A 26,265-nucleotide genomic window follows, 5' to 3' on the forward strand; every position below is an offset into this window, starting at 1 on the left:
GGTTGCGTCTGTCAATATCGACCTATGACTTCTCCGACGCCGCGGCGGTATGCCGGCCTCAGCGGCGACCAGCGCTCAGCATTGCGGCGCGAGAGCTTGCTAGAGGCAGGGCTGGAACTATTCGCTGTCGCAGGCAGTCGAGGCGCCACGATGACCGCGATCTGTGCGCGAGCCAAGTTGACGGAACGCTACTTTTACGAAAGTTTTTCCAGCAGAGACGAACTGCTGAAAACAATCCTGGACGGAATTGCCGACGAGGTTCGCGACGCCGGCCTGACCGCACTACGAGCGAGCGACGGGACGCTCGAGCAGCGCGTACGAGATGCCATCACGTCGTTCGTCACCCTCCTCACCGACGATCCCCGCAAGGGGCGTGTGGCAATGATCGAATCCGCTGCATACGAGCCCCTTCGCGCACACCGGCGCGCGGTACTGCACGGCTTCGCGCAAATGGTCGCGGACGAAGCCTCGCGAATGTACGGCGACCGAGCTTGGCCATCTCATCAAGGTCAGATCAACGGACTGCTCTTCGTCGGGGGCCTTGCCGAATTGGTCACCGCGTGGCTGAACGAGGAGATCGCTATTACCCCTGACGAGATCGTCGAGGCGGCAACCTACCAATTCACGTCCACCGCACACCGTTGAGATGGAACCGATCGGCATGCGGTTGCTGCCCGCCACACCGGGATGGCGCGAACAGGCGCAATACTTGTCCCCATGAGTGAACGCGCAGACCTGCCCGGAACTGACCCCGCACAGTTTCGGGTACACGTCGCGTCTCAAGCGATCCGGTTGTTCTCGGAGAACGGGTACGAAGCCACCACCGTCGAGCAGATCGCCGCTGCCGCCGGTGTGTCGCGCCGGACGTTCTTCCGGCAGTTCCGCTCCAAGGAAGACGTGATCTTCGCCGATCACGAGTCCCTCCTCGAACACGTGGCCGAGTTCCTCGCGTCCGATTCCGCCGACCCCTGGGCGTCGGTGTGCGAGGCCGCGGGACTGGTCTTCGACTTCTTCCGCCGGAACCGTGACCTTTCGATGCGGCGATACCGCGTCGTACAGCATGTTCCGGCTCTTCGCGACCGCGAACTCGTCACCGGATTCCGCTATGAGCGCCTATTCGTCGACTACCTGCGCAGCGCTGTTCCCCGCGAACCGGTCCTCGAGGTTGTCGGTTTTGCCGCAGCTGTCACCGCGTGCCACAACTACCTCTTGCGAAGCATGATCAAAGGCGACGAAGACGCCACAGCCGAAGCGCTGAGCCAGGCATTGCTCGACGTTCGGCGGACGTACGGCGTGGCATCCGGGTCCAAGACCAGCACGCCAGAATCGAAGTCTGTGCTGGTAGTAGCATTTCCCCCGGGAACGTCCGCCGAGGAGATCAGCAGAAAAATCCACGAACAACTCGGCTGACACCGCTCGTGCACCGGAACTTCACACTCCCATCCCTTGACCTGGCACTCAGTGCCGTGTTTGACTGGGGTCATTGGCACCGGCCTGTCCGCGACTCTCGTTGGTAACGCCGGAGCCGCACCGACCGCCTTCAAGCAACCTTCACCAAGGAGCGTTCCCATGGCAGGAAACCCGGATTTCAATCTCTTCGCACTGAACGAAGAGCACGACGAACTGCGGGCTGCTATCCGCGGACTCTCCGAGAAGGAAATCGCGCCGTACGCCAAGGACGTCGACGAGAACGCACGTTTCCCCGAGGAAGCGCTCACCGCCCTCAACGCGTCTGGCTTCAACGCCATCCACGTTCCCGAGGCTTACGACGGCCAGGGCGCCGACTCCGTCGCCACCTGCATCGTCATCGAGGAAGTCGCCCGCGTCTGTGGCTCCTCCTCGCTGATCCCCGCCGTGAACAAGCTCGGCACCATGGGCCTGATCCTCAAGGGTTCCGAAGAGCTCAAGTCCAAGGTGCTCCCGGACCTCGTGAACGGCGGAATGGCGTCGTACGCACTGTCCGAGCGTGAAGCCGGATCCGACGCCGCTTCGATGCGTACCCGCGCGAAGGCTGACGGCGACGACTGGATCCTCAACGGCTCCAAGTGCTGGATCACCAACGGCGGCAAGTCGACCTGGTACACCGTCATGGCTGTCACCGATCCCGACAAGGGCGCAAACGGCATCTCCTCCTTCATGGTCCACAAGGACGACGAGGGCTTTGTCGTCGGACCGAAGGAAAAGAAGCTCGGCATCAAGGGCTCCCCCACCGCTGAGCTGTACTTCGAGAACTGCCGCATCCCCGGTGACCGCATCATCGGCGAACCGGGCACCGGCTTCAAGACGGCACTCGAGACCCTCGACCACACGCGTCCCACCATCGGCGCTCAGGCTGTCGGCCTGGCCCAGGGCGCACTCGACGCAGCTCTGGCATACACCAAGGATCGCAAGCAGTTCGGCAAGTCCATCAGCGACTTCCAGGCTGTTCAGTTCATGCTCGCGGACATGGCAATGAAGGTCGAAGCCGCACGTCTGATGGTCTACACCTCCGCTGCTCGCGCCGAGCGCGGCGAGAAGAACCTCGGTTTCATCTCCGCTGCGGCGAAGTGCTTCGCTTCCGACGTTGCCATGGAGGTCACCACCGACGCCGTACAGCTGTTCGGTGGCGCCGGCTACACCACCGACTTCCCGGTCGAGCGCATGATGCGCGACGCCAAGATCACGCAGATCTACGAAGGCACTAACCAGATTCAGCGCGTCGTGATGTCGCGTGCGCTACTGAAGTAGGGCCTCCGGCCCTGTGCGCGGTTAGGCAGTCCATAGACTCCTTAACCGCGCACGGGGGCTTGTCCCCTGTCTGAAGAATCTTGAGGAGAATCGTGGAACTCGTAGGCGTAATCGGCGGCGGCACCATGGGTGCCGGCATTGCCGAAGTTTGTGCAAAAGCCGGTAGCTCGGTACTGGTGCTCGAAACCAAGGAAGAATTTGCCGCCGCTGCTCGCGAACGGATCGCCAAGTCGATCAACCGCGGCGTAGCCAAGGGCAAGATCACGCAGGAAGACGCCGACGCCGCCATCGCACGCGTTCGCGTCACCCTGGACATGGAAGAGTTCGCCGATCGCGACCTGGTGATCGAGGCGGCTCCCGAGATCGAAGCTCTCAAGTACGAGATCTTCGGCAAGCTCGACAAGATCGTCAAGCCTGCAGGCATTCTGGCGACCAACACCTCGTCGATCCCCGTCATCAAGATCGCCAAGGCCACCTCGCGCCCCGGCCAGGTTGTGGGCGTTCACTTCTTCAACCCCGTGCCGGTCATGCCGCTCGTGGAGATCGTGGTCAGCCTCACGACGTCCGAAGAGACCGTCCTCGCCGTCACCGACTACGCCAAGAACACGTTGCGTAAGAAGACGGTTCGCGCGGGCGACCGCTCGGGCTTCATCGTCAACGCTCTGCTCATCCCTTACCTGTGCCAGGCAGTCCGGATGCTCGAATCCGGCTACGCCACAGCAGAAGACATCGACGAGGCCATGAAGGGCGGCTGCGGCTACCCGATGGGTCCGCTGACGCTGCTCGACACCGTCGGTCTCGACATTGCCCTTGCAGCGGCAGAGTCCCTGTACGCGGAATTCGCAGAACCGCACTACGCTCCGCCGGCGCTGCTTCGCCGCATGGTCGACGCCGGTCGTCTCGGCAAGAAGACCGGTCGCGGGTTCTACGAATACGCCTGAGTCCGACCGCTTCACCCTTCCGGCCCCTCACCTGTTGCAGGTGAGGGGCCGGAGTTGTTTTTCGGACAGATCTTGTCGAATCGATTGACAAATTCGTGTAGCGCGGCAAAAGTCATCATGTGACAACAACCGTTGTCACATGAACGCAGGCGGAGGGGTCACCCAGATGAGCAGCGATGCAGACACCGGTACTCGTCGGCCGAAGCCCCGGGAACTACCCAAGTCCCGAGAACTGCGAGCCGATCCGATCGGCCCCGGTTCCCTGACGTGGAAACACTTCGGCGATATTCGCGGTCTGCTGTATCTCGGACGCGCAGGCACCCTGCAGAACATGCACCCCGCGGTAAGTGGAGCGCTGCAAGATCATTCGAATTTCTTCGACAACCCGCTCGACCGCCTGTTCCGCTCACTGCCGCCCATCTACGGCGTCGTGTACGACCGGACCGAAGAGGGCACAGGCACGCTCGTTCGCAACTTCCACACCGATCTCAAAGGAATCGACGAAACTGGCGGGCGCTACCACGCCCTCACTCCTGACACTTTCTGGTGGACACACGTCACGTTCTTCGAGGTGATTCTCGATTTCAACGAGCGATTCGCGTACAAGAAGTTCACGCAGGAGCAGAAGGACCAACTTGTCCGTGAGGCCGTAACCTGGTGGCGCTGTTACGGACTCACCGATCGACCGGCTTTCGACGATTACGCCAGCTTCCGCACGTATTGGGAAGACATGCTCGACAACCACCTGATCAACACCCACACCACAAAATGGTCGACGCGCATCGCCGAGCACGACATCGCACCGGCTCCGAAGGTTCCGACGTGGCTGTGGCGTCTTAGCTCTCGCCCCACGATGGCCGTGGCGAACTGGATCGGCAAGGCACTGATGCCGGAGAAGGCACGCAAGACCCTTGAATGGGAATGGACGCCGCGCGACGAACGGATGTACTTCTGGTTCGCCCGCTTCCTGACATTGACAGATCGGTTCTGGCATCTGCTGCCGCTACGACTGCGGTATGCGCCGCGCGCCTACTCGGGCATCCGCGCGCAGGGTCTGTGAGCACTCGTCGGTAGGCTGGAGTGCGTGCCAGCCCAACTCCCCTCCGACGCGATCAGTGTCCGCGTGGACAGCTGGACGTGGGCGGTTCGGCTGTTCAAGACACGCTCGCAGGCGGCGACGGCCTGCCGATCGGGACACGTTCGGGTCAATGGAACGTCGGCAAAGGCGGCTCAGCAGGTGAAAGCCGGCGACGATGTGCGGGTGCGTGTATCCGGCATCGAACGCATTGTCGTCGTGGTCAAGCCGATCACGAAGCGAGTCAGCGCGGTGCTGGCCGCCGATTGCCTGCAGGACAATTCGCCGCCCCCACCACCGCCCGAACTGATTGCGTCCATTCCGCGACGTGATCGCGGCGCCGGCAGACCGACCAAGCGCGAGCGACGTGACCTCGAGAAGTTGCGCGGCCTCGAGCCGTAACCACCGCCTCGAACGCGTCACGACCTCGAAACAGGCTGACGCAGAACCGTCTTCAGTTTCTCGGGCGGCGTCCGGCGCGCATCACTGAGGTAGATCTCGTGATGATCGCCGTTGAAGCTCAGGCCGTTCGACGGGATGAACGTGTTGTGCAGCCGGTCCAGGGTGGGAGCTTCGTCGTCGTACGAGCCGACGTGAAGAATCTGGACGGACAGACCCTCCTCCAACTCGAGAAACCTGACCTTGTCGAGAGCGGCAATCTCCTTCTTGGCCCGCACTGCCTTGGCTCGGACTGCTGCAATCGCCGCAGACAGTTCGGCCGCCGTGATCCACTCCGGTTGCGAGATCATCATCGTCCAATCCCAGGCCGCCTTGTCCCGTGTCACGAACACCTCGGGGTCATCTGCCCGCCACAACCCTTCCAGCGGGCCAACGACGAAGTCGCGATCCAATTCCTTCTTGCTCGCGAATTTTGCCGAGTAGGACACCGAATACAGCGCTTCGAGCGCCTCGGAGTACTCGTTGGCAGTGTTGGGGTCGCCGTGACCGTCGACGGCGAAGTAGCCGAAGCGGGGAACGGTCACGAGGGCAAAATCGCGGCGCCCAGGCGAGTAGAGATCCTTGTATGCCTTCTTGACGTCGTACTTCTCCATGCGCCACCCACCTGATCACTGGCCGAGTTTCAACATTCGGAAACCTATCCGAGAACACCGACATCCCGATAGCGGACCACTGTCCCCTTGTTAATAGACCAGTGGACCTTTACTCTGGACGGGGTGACTACACCCCAGGCGACCGACGTCGCTCGAGTTCCGCGCCGCAGACCGTTGCGGATCGTTGCCATATCCGCGATTGTCGCGTCGATCTTGGCTCTGTTGTTCGTGTACCCATGGTGGAGCTTGTTCATCCGGCCGGACTGGCCGACGGCGGTGGCAGTTTTCGGCACCGTTCTGTTTGCCGCCCTCTTGATCGCCCTGCCTGCCAGTATGGTGCTCAGCCACGGACACACCGACCGCGATCCAGTTCGCCTGATCGGCGACGCACTCCTCGGAATCATCTGGGTCGTGTTCGTGTGGACCCTGCTCGGCGAAGTCCTGAGGCTCGGACTGCTCGTCGGCGGCGTGGATGACCCGCTTCGATCGAGAATCGTCGCCGTTGCCGCACTGATCATCTCGGCCCTTCTGCTGATCTGGGGCTACCGGGAAGCCATGAGACTGCCACGGATCAAGCAGGTCGACGTCACCATCCCCCGCCTTGGTGCGGGGATGGACAAACTTCGGGTAGTCGCGATCACCGACACTCACTTCGGGCCGATCAATCGCGAGAAGTGGTCCGAGCGCGTGATCGCGGCAGTCAACGATCTCGACGCCGACATCGTGGCCCACGTCGGTGACATCGCCGACGGAACGGTAGAGCAGCGCCTCGGCCAAGCGACCCCCCTCGCATCGGTCGAAGCCGGGCTCGCTCGCGTCTACGTGACCGGCAATCACGAGTACTTCCACGAGGCTCAGGAGTGGCTCGACTACATGACCTCGATCGGCTGGGACGCGCTGCACAACCGCCACCTCGTCGTCACCAAGGGCGGAGACAGACTGGTCATCGCCGGAGTCGACGATGCGACAGCGTTGGGATCGAAACTGGACGGGCACGGCGCGAACTTCGACATGGCCCTGGCCGGCTCCGACCCCGAATTGCCGATCCTGATGCTCGCCCACCAACCGAAGCAGGTTACTCAGTCCGCTTCCGCGGGAGTGGATCTGCAGCTCGCCGGTCATACCCACGGCGGACAGATCTGGCCCTTCAACTTTCTGGTGAAACTCGATCAACCGTCGGTGCACGGGCTTACCAGGCACGGAGAACGTACGCAGCTGTACACCAGCCGGGGAACCGGATTCTGGGGTCCGCCCTTCAGGGTGTTCGCACCGAGCGAGATAACCGTTCTGACGCTGCACAGCGCCTGATCGTTCTCAGCTCGTTCGGGTTGCCGCTCGCGCCGACAACCCGACGAGCTGGTTGATCAGACCTTCACGCAGGCCGACTGCGAACATGTCGGAGGCCGGGGGCGCCTGCATCTCGTTCAGTACGACGACCATGGATTCAGTCGGCTCGGCAGTCGGCCACAAGCCGGCAACGATCACCAGGGTTACCTTGGCGAATTGAGCGGCGTCGCCCTCCGAGAGATGGGGCAGTTGCGAATGAACCAGCGACGCAAACCTTCCCGAGTTGACCGTCGCCCGCCTCTTGAAGTCACGGGCGAAGTCGACGGAGATGTTTCTTTCGAGGACACCGGCCATGACACTCATCAACTCGCACAGCAACCGCTGTGAGACAAGCGATTCCGCAACCGCGGATGCCACATGAATTTCAGCGGCAAACGGTGAGTCGTCACTGGTCGGAGTCAACGACTCGGACAACCCGTCCAGCCACGCTACCCAGTTCTCGTCGAGCACTTCGAGAAAGATGGCCTCGCGACTGTCGAAGTACCGGAGCACGTTCGACTTCGCGAGGCCGACGCTCTCACTGAGCTCACGCAGACTGATGTCTGCGACTGGCTTGGACCCGAGCATCGCGCGAGCTGCGTCGAGAATCGCGCACCGACGTGCTTCGATCTGCTCGGGCCTGCGCGCGCGCTGGAATCCATGGGTCGCCACCATCACGCAAGATTATCAGACCATCGTTCTATTGTTTGCTGTACTGCGGGTCAATTGTCCGAAGGTGCATGCTGCGGCACGACTCCCCTCGACGCCAGTTCGCGACGCAGCGAATCGGTATCGACGGACGCGAGATCGACTCGGTGCGTGCGGGTGGCCAATGCTCGGACCTCCACGGACAGATCTGCCACCTGCTTACGCGTCGCGGCCTGCCCTGCCTCGTCCTGTTCCGCCACTCGCTCGACCAACCAGGAAGCGAGTGTGGCAGTCACGATGCCCAGCAATGCAATTCCGCCGATCATCAACGCTCCGGCGATCAGGCGCCCGGTTGTAGTGACAGGAGCCATGTCTCCGTAACCGACGGTCGTAACCGTCTCCATCGCCCACCACAACGCCGTCCCGTACGACGTAATGGCGGCGCCCTCAGCGTGCCGCTCGGCGTCGAGCATGGCCAGTGCCGCGACACCGATCAGCAAGGCCGTGGCCCCGGTGGCGTAGACAACCACTCGCCCACGCAAGCTTTGCCCGCTCGAGCGGTGGACTATTGCAAGCAGGGTGACCAACCGAAGGAGGCGCAAGGGACGCAGCATGGGTAGCACCACCATCGCCAAATCCAAGAGATGCCTGACGAACCAGCGACCGCGAGCAGGAGCCAACCACAGGCGAACTGCGTAGTCGACGGCAAATACGACCCACGCGGCCCACATGATCCATTCGGTCAGGCGATGCGGGAAGCCAGTCGGTTGCGCCAGGACTTGGTACGCGTACGCCACCAAGAACAGGCAGGCCGCAGCGGTCAAGGGGATGTCGGTGGTGAGCTGCCACCGCTTCGACGTCCACGCAGTGCGGTGGTGCACCGACCTCCTTGATTCGTTCATCCGAGAAGTCTTACACCACTGCTACCGCGTGACCGGCAGAACCAACTCAGATCCGAGTGTGCGTCAAGATGTTGAGCGCCATGGGAACTGCCTCGATCGTGATGGGCAACGGCCCCACCCGATCACCGTCCGCGTAGGCGATGATGCCCTCGGAGACCAACCGGACCTTCTTCGACCGATACGTCTGTACCGCATCCAAGGAGACGTGAGTTCCCTTGTACACCCGCGGAAACAGGCGCACCAGACGCAACCTCGAACCGTGCCCGACGACGGTCAGATCCAGCAACCCATCAGACTTCGACGCGCCCGGAGTGATGAGCATGCCGCCACCGTACGAGCGCCCGTTGCCGACAGCCACGAGCGTCGCGTCCACCGTGATGACCTCGTCGTCGAGTTCGATCCGGTACGGCAGCGGCTTCATCTTCGCCAACTCGGCGAGCATCGCCAAGTTGTAGCGCATCGGTCCCTTGGGCCACGACATCCGATTGGCCCGTTCACTGACCAGCGAATCGAATCCGCTCGCGATGATCGTTCCCGACCAGACGACGGAACCGTCGGCAAGCGTGATCTTCGCCAGGTCGGACTGCTGCACGACGCCGTCGGCGATCACATCGGCGGCTGCCTCGGGATCGCCTGTGGGAATGCCGAACTCACGGGCGTGATCGTTACCGGTGCCCGCCGGGATGAGCCCGATAGGAGTATCGGTCAACGCGGCAGCCTGCAATCCGATGCTGATGGCACCGTCACCGCCGACCACCACCAGCGCGTCGGTACCCTCCTCGATCGCACGACGCGCCAACTTCTTGGCGTCGTCGGCATCGGTTCCGATGATCTCGGTGACGGCAACTCCCCGAGCACGCAGTCGCGCAACACCTTTGCGTCCGGCTGCAGGCGCGTGACCATGTCCCGCCATCGGATTGATCAGGACGGTAACCTTCTCGATCTGACTGCGGGTTTCGGTCACGGAATCAGCTTTCCAGGATTGAGGATGCCGGCAGGGTCCACTGCATTCTTCACTGCGCGAAGGATATTCGCGCCCAATTCGCCGATCTCGTCCTTCATCCACGGGCGATGGTCAGCTCCGACTGCGTGATGATGGGTGATCGTGCCACCGGCGGCGATGATCGCATCGCCAGCGGCAGTTTTCGCCTTGTGCCACTGAGCGATCGGATCCTCGGTCTGCGCGCTGACTACTGTGAAGTACAGCGAAGCACCGGTCTTGTAGGTGTGCGAAATGTGGCACATCACGAGCGGCTGAGTCCCCTGCTCGACGAGAGCCTTGGTCAGCGCTTCGGTGACCGAGGAGCGCAGGTTCGCGAGGTTACCCCAGGTGGTTGCTGTCTCGAGGGTTTCACACAGTGCGCCGACGTCGAGAAGAGCGTCACGCAGATACGGCGCATCGAATCGCCCGTGTTCCCAACTGTTTCCGGGCTCCTCACCGAGCGAAGTCCCACCGTGAGCGGTGAGAATTGCTCGGGCCTCCGCCACCCGTTCAGCGGTGTGCGAAGCGGTGCCCTCGTAGGTGGTGATGCCGAGGCAACCACCCGTGAAAGCGTTCTCGCCGATCTTGTCGGTAGTCGCCAGATTCACGCCACTCTCGGCCTCGTCGGACAACCGCAGTACTGTCGGAGCCGATCCTTCCTGGACCAGCTCACGCAATGCTGCTGCGCCGGTGGCGAAGTCGGGGAAGCTCCACCCTTCGCGCACGGTGGTCTCGGGCAGGCGATGAACCCGCACACGCACGTGCGTGATGACGCCGAATGTCCCCTCGGAGCCGACAAAAAGCTCACCCAGATCGGGGCCTGCGGCAGATGCCGGCGCACGCCCGGTCTCGACCACACCACTCGGGGTGACAACAGTGAGGCCCTGAACCATGTCCTCGAAACGTCCGTATCCAGCCGACGCCTGCCCCGAAGACCGGGTGGCGGCAAACCCGCCCAGAGTGGCGAACAGGAAGCTCTGCGGGAAGTGCCCGACCGAGAAACCGTGCTCACGCAGAAGCTCCTCGGCCCGTGGGCCGGTCGTTCCGCCGCCGAACGTCGCAATGCCCGATTCCTCGTCCAACCCGACGAGCTGATCGAACCTGCGCAGATCGAGAGATAGAACTGCGTCGAACCCGTCACGAATGGGATCGAGCCCGCCGACGACGCTGGTGCCACCACCGAACGGGACCACTGCGATCCGGTTGGCAGAGCAGTATCGGAGAACCTGCTCGACCTCTGCGTCTGTCCCTGGAGTGACGACTGCGTCCGGTGCGTCCTGCGGCTCGGCGCTACGACGGCGAAGCAGATCCGGGGTGCTCTTGCCACCGGACCGAAGGATTCGATCCGAATCCTCGGTGCTGACGTACTCGGCCCCGACCAGCCCAGCCAGCGCCTCGACGTGCGACTGAGCCAGGGCGGACGGAGTCACCTGAACGTCTTCGATGGCGAGGCGCGAGCGAGTCGGTGCGGACACACCGAGAAATCCGGTCAACAATGATGTGACTGCGTCCGACAGTTCACGCTTCTTGGCCGGATCGCCCCAGGCGTCCCACTGCATCGGCGGTTGCAAGGCAGACTTTTCGGTGCTCATAGACACTAGTGTTACATATTTGTGTGATGTGTAAACATCCCGGTTGATCGAGCTGTCGATCAACCCATCGTCTTGGATCCGTCGATGGCTTCACGAAGCATGTCTGCGTGGCCCGCATGCTGGGCCGTCTCGGCGATGATGTGCAGCAATGCGCGCCGCGCTGACCAGCGAGCTCCCACTTCGAACCACGGCGCCGACGGCAGTGGATGCGAGATGTCGAGGCTGTCCAGCGAGGCCACCAACTCGTCGGTCCTGGCCGCGATCCCCTGGTATTCGGACACGATGCTTGCCAAGGTTTCACCGTCGACCATGGCAAATTCGTTCGCCCGTTCCTGCTGCATCTCTTCCGACCACTGGGTCGGGTCGAAGTCACCACCAAGTCCGGCCGGCTCTTCCAGAATGAAGTCGACCCAACCCTTTTCTGCCTGACCTACATGCTTGACCAATCCGCCTAGGCACAGTTCGCTCACGGTCGGCCTCGAAGCAGCCTGCTCGTCGGTGAGGTCCTTGACCGTGAAGAGCAGGAATTCACGATGCTGACGCAGGCTCTGGAGGAGATCCGCGCGCTCGCCGGTGACGGTGACAGTCGATGCGTTCATGATGTTTTCCTTCGCTCGTGGGTTCTTGCCTGTGAGAACTACGTTAGAAGTCATTGCGGACAGAAACGGTCCTCAATAGAAAACGATCAAGAAAAAACTCCCGGCACCCAACCAGGAAGGTGAGTGCCGGGAGTTCGAGCGAGCTACGACGAGATCGGACTGCGCGAGATCAGACCGTGCGGGCCAATCGATCGGCCAGCAGACGCGTGAAGTGCGCCGGGTCGCTCAGCTCGCCGCCCTCGGCAAGCAACGCCATGCCGTAGAGCAACTGAGCCGTCTCCGTCAGGTTCTCCGCATTGTCGTTGGCGGCCTGCGCCTCCCGAAGACCCGAGACAAGCGGGTGCTCCGGGTTGAGCTCGAGGATGCGCTTGCTGTGCGGAACAGGCTGACCCGAAGCCTTGTACATCTTCTCGAGCGTCGGAGACATGCTGAACGCGTCGCCGACGATGCAGGCAGCCGAGGTGGTCAGTCGCGTCGAGAGACGCGTTTCCTTGATGTCGTCGGACAGGGTTTCGGTCAGCCACGTCAGCAGCTCGCCGAATTCCTTCTCCTTCTCTTCGCGCTCGGCCTCGGCCGCCTTCTTCTCGTCCTCGGTGTCGAGGTCGACCTCGCCCTTGGCGATCGACTGGAAGGTCTTGCCGTCGAAGTCCGAGACAGCGTCGACCCACATCTCGTCCACCGGGTCGGTGAGAACCAGAACCTCGAGGCCCTTGGCCTTGAAAGCCTCCATGTGCGGAGAGCTTTCGATCAGGTGACGAGATTCGCCCGTCATGAAGTAGATCTGTTCCTGACCGTCCTTCATGCGCTCCACGTACTCGGCGAGAGTGGTCACGCCCTCTTCGCTGTTGGTCGAGGCAAACGAAGAGATGTCGAGCAGCGTCTTGCGGTTGTCGGCATCGGCCATCAGGCCTTCCTTGAGCGCGCGTCCGAACTCGGTCCAGAAGGTCGAGTACTTCTCGGGCTCGTTCGCCTTCATGTCCTTGATGGTCGAGAGGACCTTCTTGGTCAGACGACGACGGATGGCAGCGATCTGCCGGTCCTGCTGCAGAATTTCACGAGAGACGTTGAGCGAGAGGTCTTGTGCGTCGACCACACCCTTGACGAAGCGCAGGTAATCGGGCACCAACTCTTCGCAGTCGTCCATGATGAAGACGCGCTTGACGTAGAGGTGGATGCCGGCCTTGCGCTCACGCATGAACAGATCGAACGGCGCCGTCGACGGAATGAACAGCAGCGCTTGGTATTCGAAAGTACCTTCGGCCTTCATCGGGATGACCTCGAGAGGCTCGTCCCAGGCGTGGCTGACGTGCTTGTAGAACTCCTTGTACTCGTCCTCGGACACCTCGTCCTTGGAGCGAGTCCACAGTGCCTTCATCGAGTTGATCGTCTCGGTCTCGATGGTGACCTCGGGCTCTTCGCCCTCGGCCGGCGTCGACGTACGAGCGACATCCATGCGGATGGGCCACGCGATGAAGTCGGAGTACTTCTTGACCAGTTCCTTGATCTTCCATTCCGACGTGTAGTCGTGCAGGCCGTTCTCGGAATCCTCGGGCATCAGGTGCAGGGTCACGGAGCTGCCCTGCGGCGCCTCGTTCACATGCTCGAGCGTGTACGTGCCTTCGCCGGTCGACTCCCAGCGCGTCGCGTGATCTTCACCGGCGCGGCGGGTCAGCAGCGTGACCTTGTCCGCCACCATGAACGTGGAGTAGAAGCCGATGCCGAACTGACCGATCAGTTCTTCCGATGCCGCTGCATCCTTGGCTTCCTTGAGCTTACGACGCACCTCGGCGGTGCCGGACTTGGCGAGCGTGCCGATCAGGTCGACGACCTCGTCACGCGACATTCCGATGCCGTTGTCGCGGATGGTCAGGGTGCGTGCCGCCTTGTCGATGTCGATCTCGATATGCAGATCGGAGACGTCGACGTTGAGGTCTTTGTCCTGGTACGACTCGAGGCGAAGTTTGTCCAGCGCGTCCGAAGCGTTGGAGATCAACTCACGAAGGAAGCTGTCCTTGTTCGTATAGATTGAATGAACCATCAGATCCAGCAGCTGACGTGTTTCTGCTTGGAACTCGAGCTGCTCGGTATGCGCGGTCACTTCGATCCCTTTCTCTTCTCGGACTGATCACAGGGATTTTACTCGACCTCGAATACCGCGGGCCGGCCCCCGCACAGACAAGGGAGGCCACGCGACCTGCGCATGACCTCCCGTTATCTTCACCCACCGATCTACTCGGTGACGTCAACCATCGAATAGTTCGAGACGCCGCCGGCCAGCACCCTGAGGTGATCGTCCGATGCGCCCAAAGTGTGTTCGATGGCCACCAGCCGCGAGACGTAGTGCCCGACCGGATACTCGGCTGTCATACCGATACCACCGTGCATTTGAATTGCTTCCTGACCGATCTGATGCGCGGCACGACCGACAGCCAGCTTCGCTCGCGACGCGATGGTCGGATCGATCACTCCGTCGGCGATGGCCATGGTCGCGTACAGACTCATGCTGCTCGCCAGTTCGAGCGCCACGTACATGTCGGCCGCACGATGAGTCAGCGTCTGGAACTTCGCGAGCGGAACACCGAACTGCTTGCGCTGCTTCAGGTAATCTGTCGTCAGTCGCAGCGCCTCGGTCATGATTCCGATCGCCTCGGCGCACAGAGCTGCCTGCGCCCGGACCTCTGCGTCAACGATCGCCGCCGTGACATCGCCGCCCTCACCAAGTTGTTCGGCCGCGGCATCGGTGAACGTGAACTGCGCGCCGCGACGGCCGTCGTGGGTCGCGTACGTGCTCCGTGTGACACCCGAGCCTTCCGCATCCACCAGGAAGAGCCCGGTGCCGCCGCCTGGAAGTGTGGCACTGACGATCACGACGTGCGCGCTGTCGCCCTGCAGAACCGGGTTCTTGACGCCGGTGATCGTCCACCCCGATCCCGCCTTCGATGCAGTGGTCGTGACAGTGGCGACCGGCCAGCGCGTCCCAGGTTCCGTATGGGCAAATGCCGACAACGTGGTCCCGTCGCTGAGCGCCGGCAGGAGTCGCGCCCGCTGATCTGCCGAACCGATCGCAGCAATCAACCCACCGGGGATCAGAACACCACCCAAATACGGCTCGGGTGCAAGCGCGCGGCCCAGTTCGGTCATCACCACCATGGTCTCGACCGGCCCAGCCCCCATCCCGCCATCGGCCTCCGCGAACGGCAGGCCGAGCAGCCCGAGCTCGGCGAACTGCTTCCACACCGAGGCATTCCATCCCTCGTCAGTGGCCGAGGTGGCGTTGCGCTTCTCCGCGTCGTAGCTGCGGCTGAGTAATTCGCGCGTTGTGTCGCGAAGCATCGTCTGTTCGTCGTCGAGTTCGAAATTCATGTCAGATGCTCACAATCCGAGGATCGAGGAGGCAATGATGGAGCGCTGCACCTCACTTGATCCGCTGTAGATGGAAACCTTCCGGTAGTTCAAGTAGCGCGGCGCCGCCTGCTGCGCCCACTCCGGCGAGTCGATGTCGGCGATATCTACCGGCAGAGAGTCCGGTCCGGCGACATCCATCAGCAATTCCGTTGCTGCCTGCTGCAATTCGGAGCCACGGAGCTTGAGCAGCGAGGATGCCGGATTCGGCTTTCCGTCTGCCGAACTCGCCACAACTCGCAGTTGAGTCAGATCCAGTGCAAGCAATTCGTTTTCCAACTCGGCCAACCGAGCCGCGAACAACGGATCCTCGAGGAGGGTGCCGGTTCCGACGCGAACCTCCCGCGCCTTCTCTTTTGCCGTGGCGACAAGGGTTTTGGAGAACCCGACCCGTGTGACCCCCGTGCGTTCGTTACCGAGCAGGAACTTGGCGTAGTCCCAGCCCTTGTTCTCCTCGCCGACAAGATTTTCCGCAGGAACACGGACGTTGTCGAAGAACACCTCGTTGACCTCGACGCTGCCGTCGATCAGTTTGATGGGACGAATCGTGATGCCGGGAGTCGCCAAATCGATGAGCAGGAACGAAATTCCTGCCTGACGCTTCTGGGCACTGGCATCTGTCCGAACCAGACAGAAGATCCACTCGGCGTGCTGCGCGAGAGTAGTCCACGTCTTCTGACCGTTGACGATGTAATCCGCGCCGTCACGGACAGCAGCCGTCTTGAGTGAAGCGAGATCCGAACCGGCTTCTGGTTCCGAAAAACCTTGGCACCACCAGATATCGGCGTTAGCCGTCGCCGGGAGAAACTTCTCCTTCTGCTCCTGCGAGCCGAAGGCTGCGATAACGGGCCCAACCATGCTCACGTTGAACGGCAACGGGTTGGGTACCGACGCCAACTGCATTTCCTCGGAATAGATGTGGCGCTGTACCGGAGTCCAGTCCTTGCCACCCCATTCGACCGGCCAGTGCGGAACCGCCAGTCCGTGTGCATTCAGAATCTGTTGGCCCGCAACGATGTCTTCACGCGTCAGCTTTCCGAATCCCGCTGCACGTGCACGAAGTTCGGGCGAGAATTCGGTGGTGAAGAACTTTCGCATCTCCTCGCGGAACGCAACTTCCTCACCGGTCAATTCGAGATTCATATGGAGTCTGCTTTCTTCTGGCAGGATTTCAGAACAAGATTCGTGCGACGGTCTGCGCAACAACGGCTGGCTTGTCCACGCCTTCGATCTCGACGGTGTTGGTGATCTGACTCTGCAGCGAACCGTTCGGCAACTCTTCAATCGCGGAGAGCACTGCAGTGTTTCGAACCTTGGCTCCGACCGGCACCGGACTCGGGAATCGAACCTTGTCGGACCCGTAGTTGATGACCATCTTCGCCCCGTCGATGCGGTACACGGACTTCGACAGAAGCGGCAGGAGCGAGAGAGTCAGATACCCGTGGGCAATCGGACCGCCGAAAGGTGATTCACGCTTTGCCCTTTCGTCGTCGACGTGAATCCACTGATGGTCACCGGTCGCGTCGGCAAATTGATGGACCATCTCGCGGGTGACCTCGACCCACTCGCTCGAGCCCAGCGTTTCACCGACCGCCCCCAGGAGATCGGCCTTGTTCTCGAACACCCGCGTCATCTGATCCTCCACGTTCCCGAACACTGTTAGGTTAATTGGATAATAAACTCACGGTGTAAGGTTGTCCAGTACTTTCACACGAAAGGGTGTGCGATGGCGCGACCGCGGATTCCACTACTGAGCAAGCCGATCATCAGGGACACCGCCCTGAAACTGGTCGACGAGCACGGTTTGACCGACTTCTCGATGCGCAAACTCGCCACCGTTCTCGGCGTGCAAGCACCATCGCTGTACAGCCATTACGCCAACAAGGACGAGCTACTCGACGACGTCGCGAACGTCATCATGGAGTCCGTCGACGTGAGCGGCTTCGACTCTGACGATTGGCGCGGTGCGCTGTGCACGTGGGCGCGGTCCTACCACGCCGCCCTGGGCAAGCATCCCAATATCGTTCCCTACTTGGCCTACGGTCCGAGCGTCAGGCCCATCGCCCTTGACCGCGCCAACGCCATCCACGGCGGCCTGGTGCGGGCCGGATGGCCGCAGCGCACGGCAACGCTGATCGGCGCTTCCGTCAAGTACGTGGTCATGGGCGCTGCGACAGCGACGTTCTCCGGCGGATTCGTGGACGATCCGGCGATCTACGCCGAGCGTTACCCGCACCTCACGCGAGCACATCTGTTGCGCGAGCGTGCTACGGAAATCGATGGTGCCAGTTTCGAACTCGCGCTGGAATCCCTGCTGGACGGGCTGGAAGCCAAATATGCACTGCTGCAGACCACTTCAGAGTTATCCCTCGAAAACTGAGGGTTGCTACTTTCAGTCAAGCACGCCGAGCATCGCAACAAAGGCCGCCTGACGATCCCCGAGAGCGGCAAAGAATTCCCGATCCGATGCTTCGACCGCACGATTTGCCTTGCCTGCCAGGGCCGCACCCGCCTGGGTCACCACCACCGAGCGTGCCCGAGCGTCCGTCGGGTGTGGACGTCGTTCGACCAATTTCTTGGATTCGAGGGTCCGTATCACCTGTGACGTCATCATCGGATCAGTGCGCGCATACTCGGCAAGATCGCGTTGAGTTATCGGTGTTTCCGCGTCCAGCCACGTCAGTGCGGCGAGCAGAACGAACTGCACGTGAGTCAGGTCGAAAGGCCGCAGCGCCGCGCGAATCGAGGCCTGCCAAGCATTGGTGACACGCCACAACATCAGACCCGGACTGTCGCCCGCGTTCTCGAAGTCGGTTTCCAGTTTCTTCGCCACAGCGTCAGTGTGTCATCTCGTTGTCGAGCGCAGAATCTCGACGTCGTTGCCATCCAACGGAATCAAGCCTCGGCGGAGCTGATACCCCCAGTTCGGTGTCGAGGTCAATGCCAAACGACTCCGAACTGCCTCGAGAGGAACGGGCGTGAACTCCTCGTATCGCACTCGACGCCGAAACGGCTTGAAGCACCCTTCGTCCGCCTGCCAGATCTCACCCTCTTCGATCACACCGAGGGCTGTGAACTCGCGCAACGGATCTCGATCACCAAGGGACTCGACCGGCGAATAGTAGACAAGCACATCGCCCGCCTTCATCCGCGCCAATCCGGACCTCGTCCCGTGCCCGATCTGTGCGATTCCGAGATCCACTGCGCGACGCACATGTTCGGCCGAGACAACCCCTAACCAGGCGTTCATCGCCGACCACCTGGCGAACCGAGCGCAAGTTCAATCATGATTTTAGTATGCGCGCTTATTATATTCCTCGCAACAGATCGACTCTTGAACGTGTTCAACTTCAAGGCGTACGCTGAACTTGAACACGTTCAAAGGAAGGGAGCCCATGAGCAGTCGCGGGATCGAAACCAGGGAAAAGCTGGTGGAAACAGCTTTGCGGCTCTTCCGCGACGAAGGCTTCGCAGCGACGACCATGCGCAAGATCGCGACTGAGGCAGGTGTCTCCCTCGGGAATGCCTACTACTACTTCGCCAGCAAAGACGAACTGGTTCACGAGCTGTATCTCGTCATCCAACGTGATCACCGAGAGCGTGCGCTCCCACTCCTACGCAAAGGTGGCTCACTCGCGGAAAATCTCGCGATCGTTCTGCACACCGGACTCGATGTCATGGGGCCCTATCACGGGTTCGGTAGCGCGTTTCTGCACGTCGCCCTGCCCACCGCATCGCCGTCCAGCCCGTTCTCGGCCGAGTCGAGTGATGCGAGATCGATGGCCGTCGAATTGATGCGCGAAGCACTGGCGGCGTCGAAGCAGAAGACGCCGGCGTCCTTGGAGACCCAGCTCCCCACACTCTTGTGGCTCAGCTATCTGGGCGTGACGCTGCACTGGGTCACCGACTCGTCTCCGGGGCAAACTCGTACCCGATCCCTGGTCGACGGCCTGGTCCCGATCATCGCGAAAACACTCGCCCTCGCCCGGCTACCGGTGGCCCGCGGCCTGGTCGGTGACGTCGCCGCCCTGATGACCAAAGTCGTTTCTCCAGAGGGGAACACAAAATCATGAAGACTGTCGTTGTATCCGGTGCGTCGGGCTACATAGGGCAATCTCTCGTTCGAGCGCTCGAACCCAACGGGGTGGACGTACGAACGATCGGCCGGGGAGGAACGAGCGATGCCACCTGGTCCGACGAGCAAGGTGTCGCCGACGTACTCAGCGGCGCGGATCTGCTGGTCAACCTCGCCGGACGCTCTGTGAGCTGCCGATACAACAAGCGCAATGCCGACGAAATCTTCTCCTCCCGCGTGGAAACGACCGCACTGTTGGGTCGCGCACTGGCCCGTACACCGCAGCCACCCTCGCTCTGGGCGAACGCCAGTACCGGCACGATCTACCGAGACGCGAGGGATCGACCGATGGACGAGAAGAACGGAGAACTGGGTAAGGGATTCTCCGTCGCGGTCGCGCGGGCGTGGGAACACGAATTGTTCTCAGCCCCAACCCCCGTTCGTAAAGTGGCGTTACGAATGTCGATCGTTCTCGGAGCCGGCGGCGGAGCAATCAACCCCTTCGTGAACCTGGCCCGAATGGGTTTCGGCGGAAGAATGGGCGACGGACGACAAATGTTCAGCTGGATACACATTTCCGATGTCGTTCGCTCGGTCATCCACATCTACGAGCATCCGGAGATCTCAGGCCCGGTCAATATCGCATCCCCGTATCCGGTAACCAACACCGACATGATGCGTATGGTACGAGCGAAACTTGGCCGACAATACGGGTTTCCGACGCCGGACTGGATGCTCGAGTTCGGCGCACGAATCATCCGCACCGAGGCTGAACTGGTGACGAAGAGTCGCTGGGTTTTACCAGGGGTGCTCGCGGACAGCGGCTTCCAGTATCAATTTCCGACGTTGGAGTCTGCGCTGGAACAGATCGCTCAGGAGACCCCGCGAGGGCTGCTTCCGGTGACACTCGGCTGAGTATCCTGCTCTCCGGTCCGCCCGCCGTACGTCGCAATCTTGTACTCCGTCGCAGCCAAAGACAACGTGAGCTCCTTGATCTGCCGACGAACGGTGTCCCGGTGCTCGAGCAGCATGTCGAGCCTCTCCGGAACTGTCCCTTCACCGGCGTCGACCAGTTCGACGTAATGCTGCAGGTCGCGAATCGCCATGCCCGAGATACGCATGCGGGTCAGAAACACCAGCCTGCGAATAGATTCCGGCCCGTACACACGATGTCCGCTCGAATCACGATCCACCGCAACCAAGCCGATCTTCTCGTAGTAGCGCAGGGTATGCGCCGAAACATCCAGAAGGTCTGACACTTCGGCGATCGACATCGGGTCCTGAACATCCCCTGTATCGACGAGTCGATGGATCACCTCGATCGACATAGGCCCGTCCACTTCCCCAAGTGCCTCGAGTGCCTTGCGCATCAAGTCTTCGGTAGCCATGACTCCCAGCCTAGAACGGGCGGACAGGTCCGGCAGCATCCGCGAAATCGGCGCTGCGAGCGAGGTCGGCCCAGACGGATACCTCGGCGAGATTCTTCCGATACGACGCGGATATCCGCTCCACGGCTTCCTTTCCCAGCGGCAGACGCAGTGGCACATTCTCGCTGTGCACCAGCGAGGTGATGATCTCTGCTGCCTTCTCCGGATCACCCTCCTGAACACCGTCTGCCGCCGCCATGTCCCGCAGAACAGGATCGAGCAAATCACGGTAGTCCGAGGATGATTCGGCGAAGCTCAGAACGCCAGGTGTGTTGAATGCTGTACGGAATCGGCTGGGCTCGACGATCATGACCCGGATGCCGAACTGCCCGACCTCACCGGCAAGGGCCTCCGACCAGCCTTCAATCGCGAATTTGGACGCCGAATACGCCCCGACGCCGGGAAACGACATGCGGCCGCCTTGACTGCTCATCTGCACGATCGTTCCGCTGCCCTGCGCTCGCATCGAAGGGAGGACGGCGCGCACCAACGCGGCGGGTCCGATCAGGTGCAGTTCCATGAGATCCCGCAAGGTCGAATCGTCCACCATCTCCGCCGCGCCGACCATCCCGCGACCGGCATTGTTGACCAGCACGTCGACAAGACCGAAATGCTCGAGCGCATGTTCGACGACGCTGGGTGCCGCCGCGGTGTCGCGGACGTCGAACGTCACCGCCGAGAACCGATCCGGATGCTCCGACGCGATATCTGCAACGGACTCGGGCCTACGAACTGCCGCGACTACCGCGTCCCCGGTTCGAAGTGCGGACACTGCAAGTTCGCGGCCGAAACCCTGAGAAACTCCAGTGATGATCCAGGTTTTTGTTGTCATGGTGGGCAACGCTAGGGGTTAGAGCGCGCTCCAACGCAAGCCTTTGGTTCTACAGCCGAGCTACGCGCCGGCCCAAACCGGTCGCTCGCCGCGAAGGAAACCGTCGACACCGGCTTTGAAGTCGTCACTGCTGTAGATCATGCGCATCAGATCATCGTTGTCGGTGATCGATCGGGTCCTGATGCGGCGCAGGGACTCTCGAATCGTCCACACGGTCATCGGGGCAGCCGCAAGGAGTTCCCGCGATACCTGGGCAGTCAGGCTCGCGAACTCTGTCTCTGTTGCACAGTCGCTGAGGAAGCCGTTCCGCAGAGCCTCGTCGCTCGACATGACCCCCGCCCGAGCGACCAACGACATCAGACGCGAACTGCCGATCCTGTCCGCCAGCAACGCCACGGAATGGACCGACAACGAGTTTCCGAGCGTGCGCGCGATCGGGAGGCAGAAGCGGGACCCGTGCGTCGCGATCCGCACATCGCACGCTGCCGCTAACAACAGCCCGGCTCCCGCGCACACACCGTCGATGACAGCCAGCGTGGGAACCCGCACTTTCTCGAGTTCGGTCAGCACGCCGACGAACCGACTTTCGTAGTCGAGCCCGTCGTGAAAACTCGAGAAGGTCTGAAAATGGCGTATGTCGGAACCCGCCGAGAACGCCTCTCCCCCAGCACCTCGGAGAGTGAGTAACCGGATCTCGCGGTCGGAGTCGGCGCTCCGGCAGGCTCCGGCAATGGCGTCGTACATCTGAGGAGTCAGTGCGTTGTGTTTTTCCGGCCGGTTGAACACGACGTCAAGCGTCTCGCCACGACGGATAATCGAGATGTCTTCGTGCGTTTCAGTCATGACACTGACGCTATTACCGACAAGGAACAAACGAAACACATTGCACTCGAGTATCTTTGCGAATATTCGGTGCGAAGTTGCAGATAGTGCGAACGGAGAAGCGTCGACGAGGCCAGGAGACGGTGATGCCAGAACCGAACCTCGCCGACGCAGCATTAGTGGGTGTCATGCCACGATTGTTGAAAGCGTTATGCCACAACGGTCCGCTGCGGCACACCGGAGTACTGACTCAGCGGCCTGATCAGTGCATTCGACTGCCCCTGCTCGATGATGTGCGCCGTCCATCCGGTGATGCGGCTCATCACGAAGATCGGCGTGAACATCTCGACGTCGAAGCCCATAAGGAAATACGCAGGGCCCGTGGGGAAATCGAGATTCGGCTTGATTCCGGTGGCACTGACCATCGTCTTCTCGAGGATCTCGTACATCTGCACCCACTTCTCGCCGCCCGTCGCTGCCGCTACGTCGAGGAGCGCCTGCTTCATGGTCGGAACACGCGAATCACCGTTCTTGTAGACACGGTGCCCGAAACCCATGACCTTCTCTTTGACAGCCAACTTCTCCGACATCCAGGCTTCTGCGCGGTCGGGGTCGTCGATCTCGAGCATGTCGTGCATGACAGCTTCGTTTGCGCCGCCGTGCAACGGGCCCTTGAGCGTGCCGATCGCAGCCGTCACTGCGCTGTAGATGTCCGAAAGTGTTGACGTCACAACACGAGCGGCGAACGTCGAGGCGTTGAAGGAGTGCTCCGCGTACAGGATCAGCGAGACCTCGAAGGCCTTCACGATCGCCTGCTCCGGAACAGCACCGAAGCACATGTTCAAGAAGTTTTCGGCGAAACCCAGGTCCGACTGCGGCGCGATGGGATCCTGACCGCGCCGGCGGCGGAAATCGGCTGCGACGATGGTCGGCAGCACAGCCGTCATCCGCAGTGCCTTGGCTAGATTGGCCTTCTCGGAGTTGTCGTCCTCCGCCGGATCCTCGGCGCCGAGGTAGCTGATCGCCGTCCGGACAACATCCATGGGGTGGCAGTTGTCCGGCATCTTGGTCAGGAGCGAGAGCAGTGAGCGATCGGCACGGCGAGCCGCACGCTCACGCAGGCAGAGTAATTCGAGCTGCTCGGGAGTCGGCAGTTCGCCGTACCACAGCAGGTGCGCAACTTCTTCGAAGCTGCAGTTCGCGGCAAGGTCCTGCACTGCGTAACCGCGATACGTCAACGAATTCGTCTCGGGCACTACCTTGGAGATAGCCGTCGTATCGACGACAACTCCGGCCAAGCCCTTGTAGATCGTCGGAATCTGTTCGGTCATGTCCTACTCCCCTCCAAGCTGAAATTGAAAATGCCACTGTCGAATTCGTTGTAGCGCTCGTACTCGAGAATCTCGTACAACCTGCTGCGCTGCTGCATCTCGCCGAGCAGTCCTTCTTGCGTGCCCTCCGCAAAAATCTCGCGCAGACCCTTTTCGATAGCGAACATCGCCAGCCGAAGGGTGGTCACGGGGTAGATGACGGCGTTGAAACCGATCTCTTCCAATGTCTTCGCCGAAATGAGGTTCGACTTTCCGAACTCGGTCATGTTGGCGAGCAACGGAGTGTCGACTGCTGCGCGGAACTTCTCGAAGTCTGCTTCGGTGGCAAGAGCTTCGGTGAAGATCAGATCGGCACCGGCATCCGCGTAGGCCTTTGCTCGCTCGATCGCTGCGTCGATACCGTCGATTCCGGCAGCATCGGTGCGCGCGCAGATGACGAAGTTCGGGTCACGGCGTGCCGAGACTGCAGCACGAACTCGGCGAACCATGTCTTCGGTAGGCACGATCGCTTTGCCGTCGAGGTGCCCACAGCGCTTGGGGTTGATCTGATCCTCCAGGTGCAGACCGGCTATACCGTCGTCCTCGAAGACCGTGACCGTGCGGGCAGCACTCATGGGTTCACCGAAACCGGTGTCGGCATCGATCAGCGTCGGGAGGTCGGTGACCCGCGCGATCTGCTTGCTGTGGGCGGCGACCTCGGTCAACGTGGTCAGCCCGATGTCGGGAAGCGCCAATCCGGCGGAATACGCACCACCCGAAACGTAGACACCTTCGAACCCGATTTCCTGAATGAGCTTGGCTGTCAACGGATTGATCGCACCGGGGAGTCGTTGAATCTTTCCGGACGTCAGCCCGGCCCGGAAGGCAATCCGCTTGTCGGCTGCAGACGTCGCTGCTGCGATGAGGCCCGTCATCAGAAGAGTCCCTTGGCGACCTTGGGGGCCCGAGCGAGAACGTCTTCGGAAACGGTGAAGGTCAGCTGATCGAGTTCGCCTGCCTTCAATTCGGCGGTGCGCTGTGCCGCGTCGAGGAAGCGGTCCTGTTCGCTCGGCTCGATGACGCCCTCGGCGAGGGTGCGGAACTTCGCGACGTACTGATCGCGAGCGAACGGACGTGCGCCGAGCGGGTGCGCATCAGCCACCGCAAGCTCGTCGACGATGACCTCGCCGCTCTTCAAGGTGATCTCGGCGCGAGCACCGAAAGCCTTCTCGTCCGGATCCGTCGAGTGGTAACGGCGTGTCCATTCGGGATCTTCGCGCGTGGAGATCTTGTTCCACAGCTCGATCGTGTCGGGGCGCTGTGCACGCTCTGGCGCGTAGGAATGCTCGTGGTGCCACGTACCGTCCTGCAGCGCAACGGCAAAGATGTACATCACCGAGTGGTCGAGAGTTTCACGCGATGCGGTGGGGTCGAACTTCTGCGGATCGCCGGAACCGGTGCCGATGACGACGTGGGTGTGGTGACTGGTATGCAAGACGATCGAGGCGATCTGGTCGAGATCACCGACGCGAGAACGCATCCGGCGAGCGAGGTCGATCGGTGCCTGGCTCTGGTACTCCGCGGAGTGTTCCTTCGTGTACGAGTCGAGGATGGCGCGCTTCGCCTCACCAGAACCCGGAAGCGGAACGTGGTACTCCTTGTCCGGGCCACCGAGCAGCCAGGCGATCACGCCGTCTTCGCCTTCCCAGATCGGTGACGGCGCACCTTCACCGCGCATCGCACGGTCGACTGCCTCGACGGCAACCTTGCCGGCCAGCGCCGGCGCGTAGGCCTTCCAGCTGGAGATCTCGCCCTTGCGGGACTGCCGTGTAGCCGTCGTGAGGTGCAGCGCCTGACCGATTGCCTGGTAGACCGTCTCGGTGCCCAGGCCGAGCAAGGTTCCGATACCTGCCGCGGCCGAAGGGCCGAGGTGTGCGACGTGATCGATCTTGTGCTCGTGCAGGCAGATAGCCCGAACCAGGTCGATCTGGATCTCGTAGCCAGTCGCCAGACCACGAATCAGGTCTTTGCCGTCACGCCCGGCGTGCTGAGCGACGGCAAGGATCGGCGGGATGTTGTCACCGGGGTGCGAGTACTCGGCGGCCAGGAACGTGTCGTGGAAATCGAGTTCACGAACCGCTACGCCGTTTGCCCATGCGGCCCATTCAGGCGAGAAGGTACCCGAGATACCGAACACGGTGGAACCGGGTGTGTACGGATGAGACTGCGCCTGTGCACGCGCATTCACTACGGGGCGGCGCACCAGGGAAGCTGCGGCAACTGCCGCGTTGTCGATGATCCGGTTGACGATCATGTCGGACGTGGCGTCGGTGACCTCGACGGAATCCGTCGCAACTTCCGCGATCTTCCACGCGAGGTGGTCTTCCTTGGGGAACTCTTCGGCAGAGCGGTGGGTGCGTACGAGATGCGTCTTCATCGATCCTCTTCTCACGTGCTTCGGTATCTATTTGCACGCTACGCAGCTCGTTCACCTCGGAATAGGCCCTCGCAATTGCCTATTTGTGCAATAACGATCCTGCAATGTTGCGAATG

Annotated in this window: 28 protein-coding genes; 10 read left to right on the plus strand and 18 right to left on the minus strand. The window is 61.6% G+C overall.

Going from position 1 to position 26,265, the window contains the following annotated elements; genetic code table 11:
• Window positions 1-24 precede the first annotated feature (24 nt).
• From AC1DVN_RS01935 to AC1DVN_RS01960, 6 genes are all read left to right on the plus strand, one after another.
• Window positions 25-645: a TetR/AcrR family transcriptional regulator gene (locus AC1DVN_RS01935; protein WP_021345503.1), complete on the plus strand. Its 621-nt coding sequence runs from the start codon at window positions 25-27 to the stop codon at window positions 643-645.
• 72 nt (window positions 646-717) lie between these two features.
• On the plus strand, window positions 718-1,410 hold the full coding sequence (locus AC1DVN_RS01940; protein WP_020909077.1) for a TetR family transcriptional regulator: 693 nt from the start codon (window positions 718-720) through the stop codon (window positions 1,408-1,410).
• A gap of 159 nt (window positions 1,411-1,569) precedes the next feature.
• A complete protein-coding gene (locus AC1DVN_RS01945) occupies window positions 1,570-2,727 on the plus strand; it encodes an acyl-CoA dehydrogenase (RefSeq protein WP_003939784.1) in 1,158 nt (385 codons plus the stop codon).
• Window positions 2,728-2,819: 92 nt separating this feature from the next.
• A complete protein-coding gene (locus AC1DVN_RS01950) occupies window positions 2,820-3,668 on the plus strand; it encodes a 3-hydroxybutyryl-CoA dehydrogenase (protein ID WP_020909078.1) in 849 nt (282 codons plus the stop codon).
• Window positions 3,669-3,807: 139 nt separating this feature from the next.
• A complete protein-coding gene (locus AC1DVN_RS01955; protein WP_317830465.1) occupies window positions 3,808-4,728 on the plus strand; it encodes an oxygenase MpaB family protein in 921 nt (306 codons plus the stop codon).
• Between the two features lie 24 nt (window positions 4,729-4,752).
• Complete coding sequence (locus AC1DVN_RS01960) at window positions 4,753-5,145, plus strand: RNA-binding S4 domain-containing protein (RefSeq protein ID WP_477993246.1); 393 nt, start codon at window positions 4,753-4,755, stop codon at window positions 5,143-5,145.
• Between the two features lie 17 nt (window positions 5,146-5,162).
• Here the strand turns inward: AC1DVN_RS01960 and AC1DVN_RS01965 are convergent, their stop codons facing one another.
• The gene (locus tag AC1DVN_RS01965) at window positions 5,163-5,795 is read right to left on the minus strand and encodes a GyrI-like domain-containing protein (RefSeq protein ID WP_477993248.1); all 633 of its coding nucleotides are present in this window, start codon (window positions 5,793-5,795) and stop codon (window positions 5,163-5,165) included.
• 123 nt (window positions 5,796-5,918) lie between these two features.
• Between AC1DVN_RS01965 and AC1DVN_RS01970 the strand changes: the two genes are divergently transcribed.
• Window positions 5,919-7,103 carry a metallophosphoesterase gene (locus AC1DVN_RS01970; RefSeq protein WP_020970747.1) on the plus strand — a complete coding sequence of 395 codons (1,185 nt, stop codon included), beginning with the start codon at window positions 5,919-5,921 and terminating at the stop codon, window positions 7,101-7,103.
• A gap of 6 nt (window positions 7,104-7,109) precedes the next feature.
• Here AC1DVN_RS01970 and AC1DVN_RS01975 read toward each other — a convergent pair whose 3' ends face one another.
• The 9 genes from AC1DVN_RS01975 to AC1DVN_RS02015 form a co-directional block, all read right to left on the minus strand.
• Window positions 7,110-7,796: a TetR/AcrR family transcriptional regulator gene (locus AC1DVN_RS01975; RefSeq protein ID WP_060938009.1), complete on the minus strand. Its 687-nt coding sequence runs from the start codon at window positions 7,794-7,796 to the stop codon at window positions 7,110-7,112.
• Between the two features lie 47 nt (window positions 7,797-7,843).
• Window positions 7,844-8,671: a potassium channel family protein gene (locus AC1DVN_RS01980; protein WP_477993250.1), complete on the minus strand. Its 828-nt coding sequence runs from the start codon at window positions 8,669-8,671 to the stop codon at window positions 7,844-7,846.
• A 46-nt stretch (window positions 8,672-8,717) separates the two neighbouring features.
• On the minus strand, window positions 8,718-9,635 hold the full coding sequence (locus AC1DVN_RS01985) for a diacylglycerol kinase (RefSeq protein ID WP_003940547.1): 918 nt from the start codon (window positions 9,633-9,635) through the stop codon (window positions 8,718-8,720).
• Window positions 9,632-11,212, minus strand: coding sequence for an FAD-binding oxidoreductase (locus tag AC1DVN_RS01990; protein ID WP_378667047.1), 1,581 nt, complete (start codon window positions 11,210-11,212; stop codon window positions 9,632-9,634). The genes AC1DVN_RS01985 and AC1DVN_RS01990 overlap by 4 nt, the downstream gene beginning before the upstream one ends.
• A gap of 92 nt (window positions 11,213-11,304) precedes the next feature.
• Window positions 11,305-11,844, minus strand: a complete 540-nt coding sequence (locus tag AC1DVN_RS01995; RefSeq protein WP_477993253.1) for a DinB family protein — start codon at window positions 11,842-11,844, stop codon at window positions 11,305-11,307.
• A gap of 169 nt (window positions 11,845-12,013) precedes the next feature.
• Window positions 12,014-13,942 (minus strand): molecular chaperone HtpG, encoded by a 1,929-nt coding sequence (gene htpG / locus AC1DVN_RS02000; RefSeq protein WP_020909088.1) that lies wholly within the window; start codon window positions 13,940-13,942, stop codon window positions 12,014-12,016.
• Between the two features lie 131 nt (window positions 13,943-14,073).
• A complete protein-coding gene (locus tag AC1DVN_RS02005; protein ID WP_046379265.1) occupies window positions 14,074-15,207 on the minus strand; it encodes an acyl-CoA dehydrogenase family protein in 1,134 nt (377 codons plus the stop codon).
• A gap of 9 nt (window positions 15,208-15,216) precedes the next feature.
• Window positions 15,217-16,389, minus strand: coding sequence for an acyl-CoA dehydrogenase family protein (locus AC1DVN_RS02010; protein WP_060938003.1), 1,173 nt, complete (start codon window positions 16,387-16,389; stop codon window positions 15,217-15,219).
• A 28-nt stretch (window positions 16,390-16,417) separates the two neighbouring features.
• Window positions 16,418-16,879 (minus strand): MaoC family dehydratase, encoded by a 462-nt coding sequence (locus tag AC1DVN_RS02015; protein WP_020909091.1) that lies wholly within the window; start codon window positions 16,877-16,879, stop codon window positions 16,418-16,420.
• A gap of 93 nt (window positions 16,880-16,972) precedes the next feature.
• Here AC1DVN_RS02015 and AC1DVN_RS02020 point away from each other — a divergent pair, with 93 nt between their 5' ends.
• Window positions 16,973-17,626, plus strand: coding sequence for a TetR/AcrR family transcriptional regulator (locus AC1DVN_RS02020; RefSeq protein ID WP_029256223.1), 654 nt, complete (start codon window positions 16,973-16,975; stop codon window positions 17,624-17,626).
• Between the two features lie 12 nt (window positions 17,627-17,638).
• Here the strand turns inward: AC1DVN_RS02020 and AC1DVN_RS02025 are convergent, their stop codons facing one another.
• Window positions 17,639-18,079, minus strand: a complete 441-nt coding sequence (locus AC1DVN_RS02025; protein ID WP_477993256.1) for a MarR family winged helix-turn-helix transcriptional regulator — start codon at window positions 18,077-18,079, stop codon at window positions 17,639-17,641.
• Window positions 18,080-18,091: 12 nt separating this feature from the next.
• Window positions 18,092-18,496, minus strand: a complete 405-nt coding sequence (locus tag AC1DVN_RS02030; protein WP_477993258.1) for an EVE domain-containing protein — start codon at window positions 18,494-18,496, stop codon at window positions 18,092-18,094.
• Between the two features lie 145 nt (window positions 18,497-18,641).
• Between AC1DVN_RS02030 and AC1DVN_RS02035 the strand changes: the two genes are divergently transcribed.
• Together AC1DVN_RS02035 and AC1DVN_RS02040 are read left to right on the plus strand one after the other, a co-directional pair.
• Complete coding sequence (locus tag AC1DVN_RS02035) at window positions 18,642-19,319, plus strand: TetR/AcrR family transcriptional regulator (RefSeq protein WP_264613330.1); 678 nt, start codon at window positions 18,642-18,644, stop codon at window positions 19,317-19,319.
• Window positions 19,316-20,236, plus strand: coding sequence for a TIGR01777 family oxidoreductase (locus AC1DVN_RS02040; protein ID WP_477993260.1), 921 nt, complete (start codon window positions 19,316-19,318; stop codon window positions 20,234-20,236). Before AC1DVN_RS02035 ends, AC1DVN_RS02040 begins: the two co-directional genes overlap by 4 nt.
• On the opposite strand, the gene AC1DVN_RS02045 is transcribed toward AC1DVN_RS02040, so the two are convergent.
• From AC1DVN_RS02045 to prpD, 6 genes are all read right to left on the minus strand, one after another.
• On the minus strand, window positions 20,194-20,709 hold the full coding sequence (locus AC1DVN_RS02045; protein WP_070795684.1) for a MerR family transcriptional regulator: 516 nt from the start codon (window positions 20,707-20,709) through the stop codon (window positions 20,194-20,196). The genes AC1DVN_RS02040 and AC1DVN_RS02045 overlap by 43 nt on opposite strands.
• A gap of 10 nt (window positions 20,710-20,719) precedes the next feature.
• Entirely contained in the window at window positions 20,720-21,580 is an 861-nt protein-coding gene (locus tag AC1DVN_RS02050; protein ID WP_195790456.1) for an SDR family NAD(P)-dependent oxidoreductase, read from the minus strand.
• Window positions 21,581-21,640: 60 nt separating this feature from the next.
• Complete coding sequence (locus AC1DVN_RS02055; RefSeq protein WP_031330816.1) at window positions 21,641-22,423, minus strand: enoyl-CoA hydratase; 783 nt, start codon at window positions 22,421-22,423, stop codon at window positions 21,641-21,643.
• 188 nt (window positions 22,424-22,611) lie between these two features.
• Complete coding sequence (locus AC1DVN_RS02060; protein WP_477993263.1) at window positions 22,612-23,733, minus strand: bifunctional 2-methylcitrate synthase/citrate synthase; 1,122 nt, start codon at window positions 23,731-23,733, stop codon at window positions 22,612-22,614.
• Window positions 23,730-24,647: a methylisocitrate lyase gene (gene prpB, locus AC1DVN_RS02065; RefSeq protein WP_477993265.1), complete on the minus strand. Its 918-nt coding sequence runs from the start codon at window positions 24,645-24,647 to the stop codon at window positions 23,730-23,732. The genes AC1DVN_RS02060 and prpB overlap by 4 nt, the downstream gene beginning before the upstream one ends.
• On the minus strand, window positions 24,647-26,149 hold the full coding sequence (gene prpD / locus AC1DVN_RS02070) for a 2-methylcitrate dehydratase PrpD (RefSeq protein ID WP_029256234.1): 1,503 nt from the start codon (window positions 26,147-26,149) through the stop codon (window positions 24,647-24,649). The genes prpB and prpD overlap by 1 nt, the downstream gene beginning before the upstream one ends.
• Window positions 26,150-26,265: the final 116 nt, after the last annotated feature.

It is taken from the genome of Rhodococcus sp. P4_E4 (assembly GCF_056401575.1).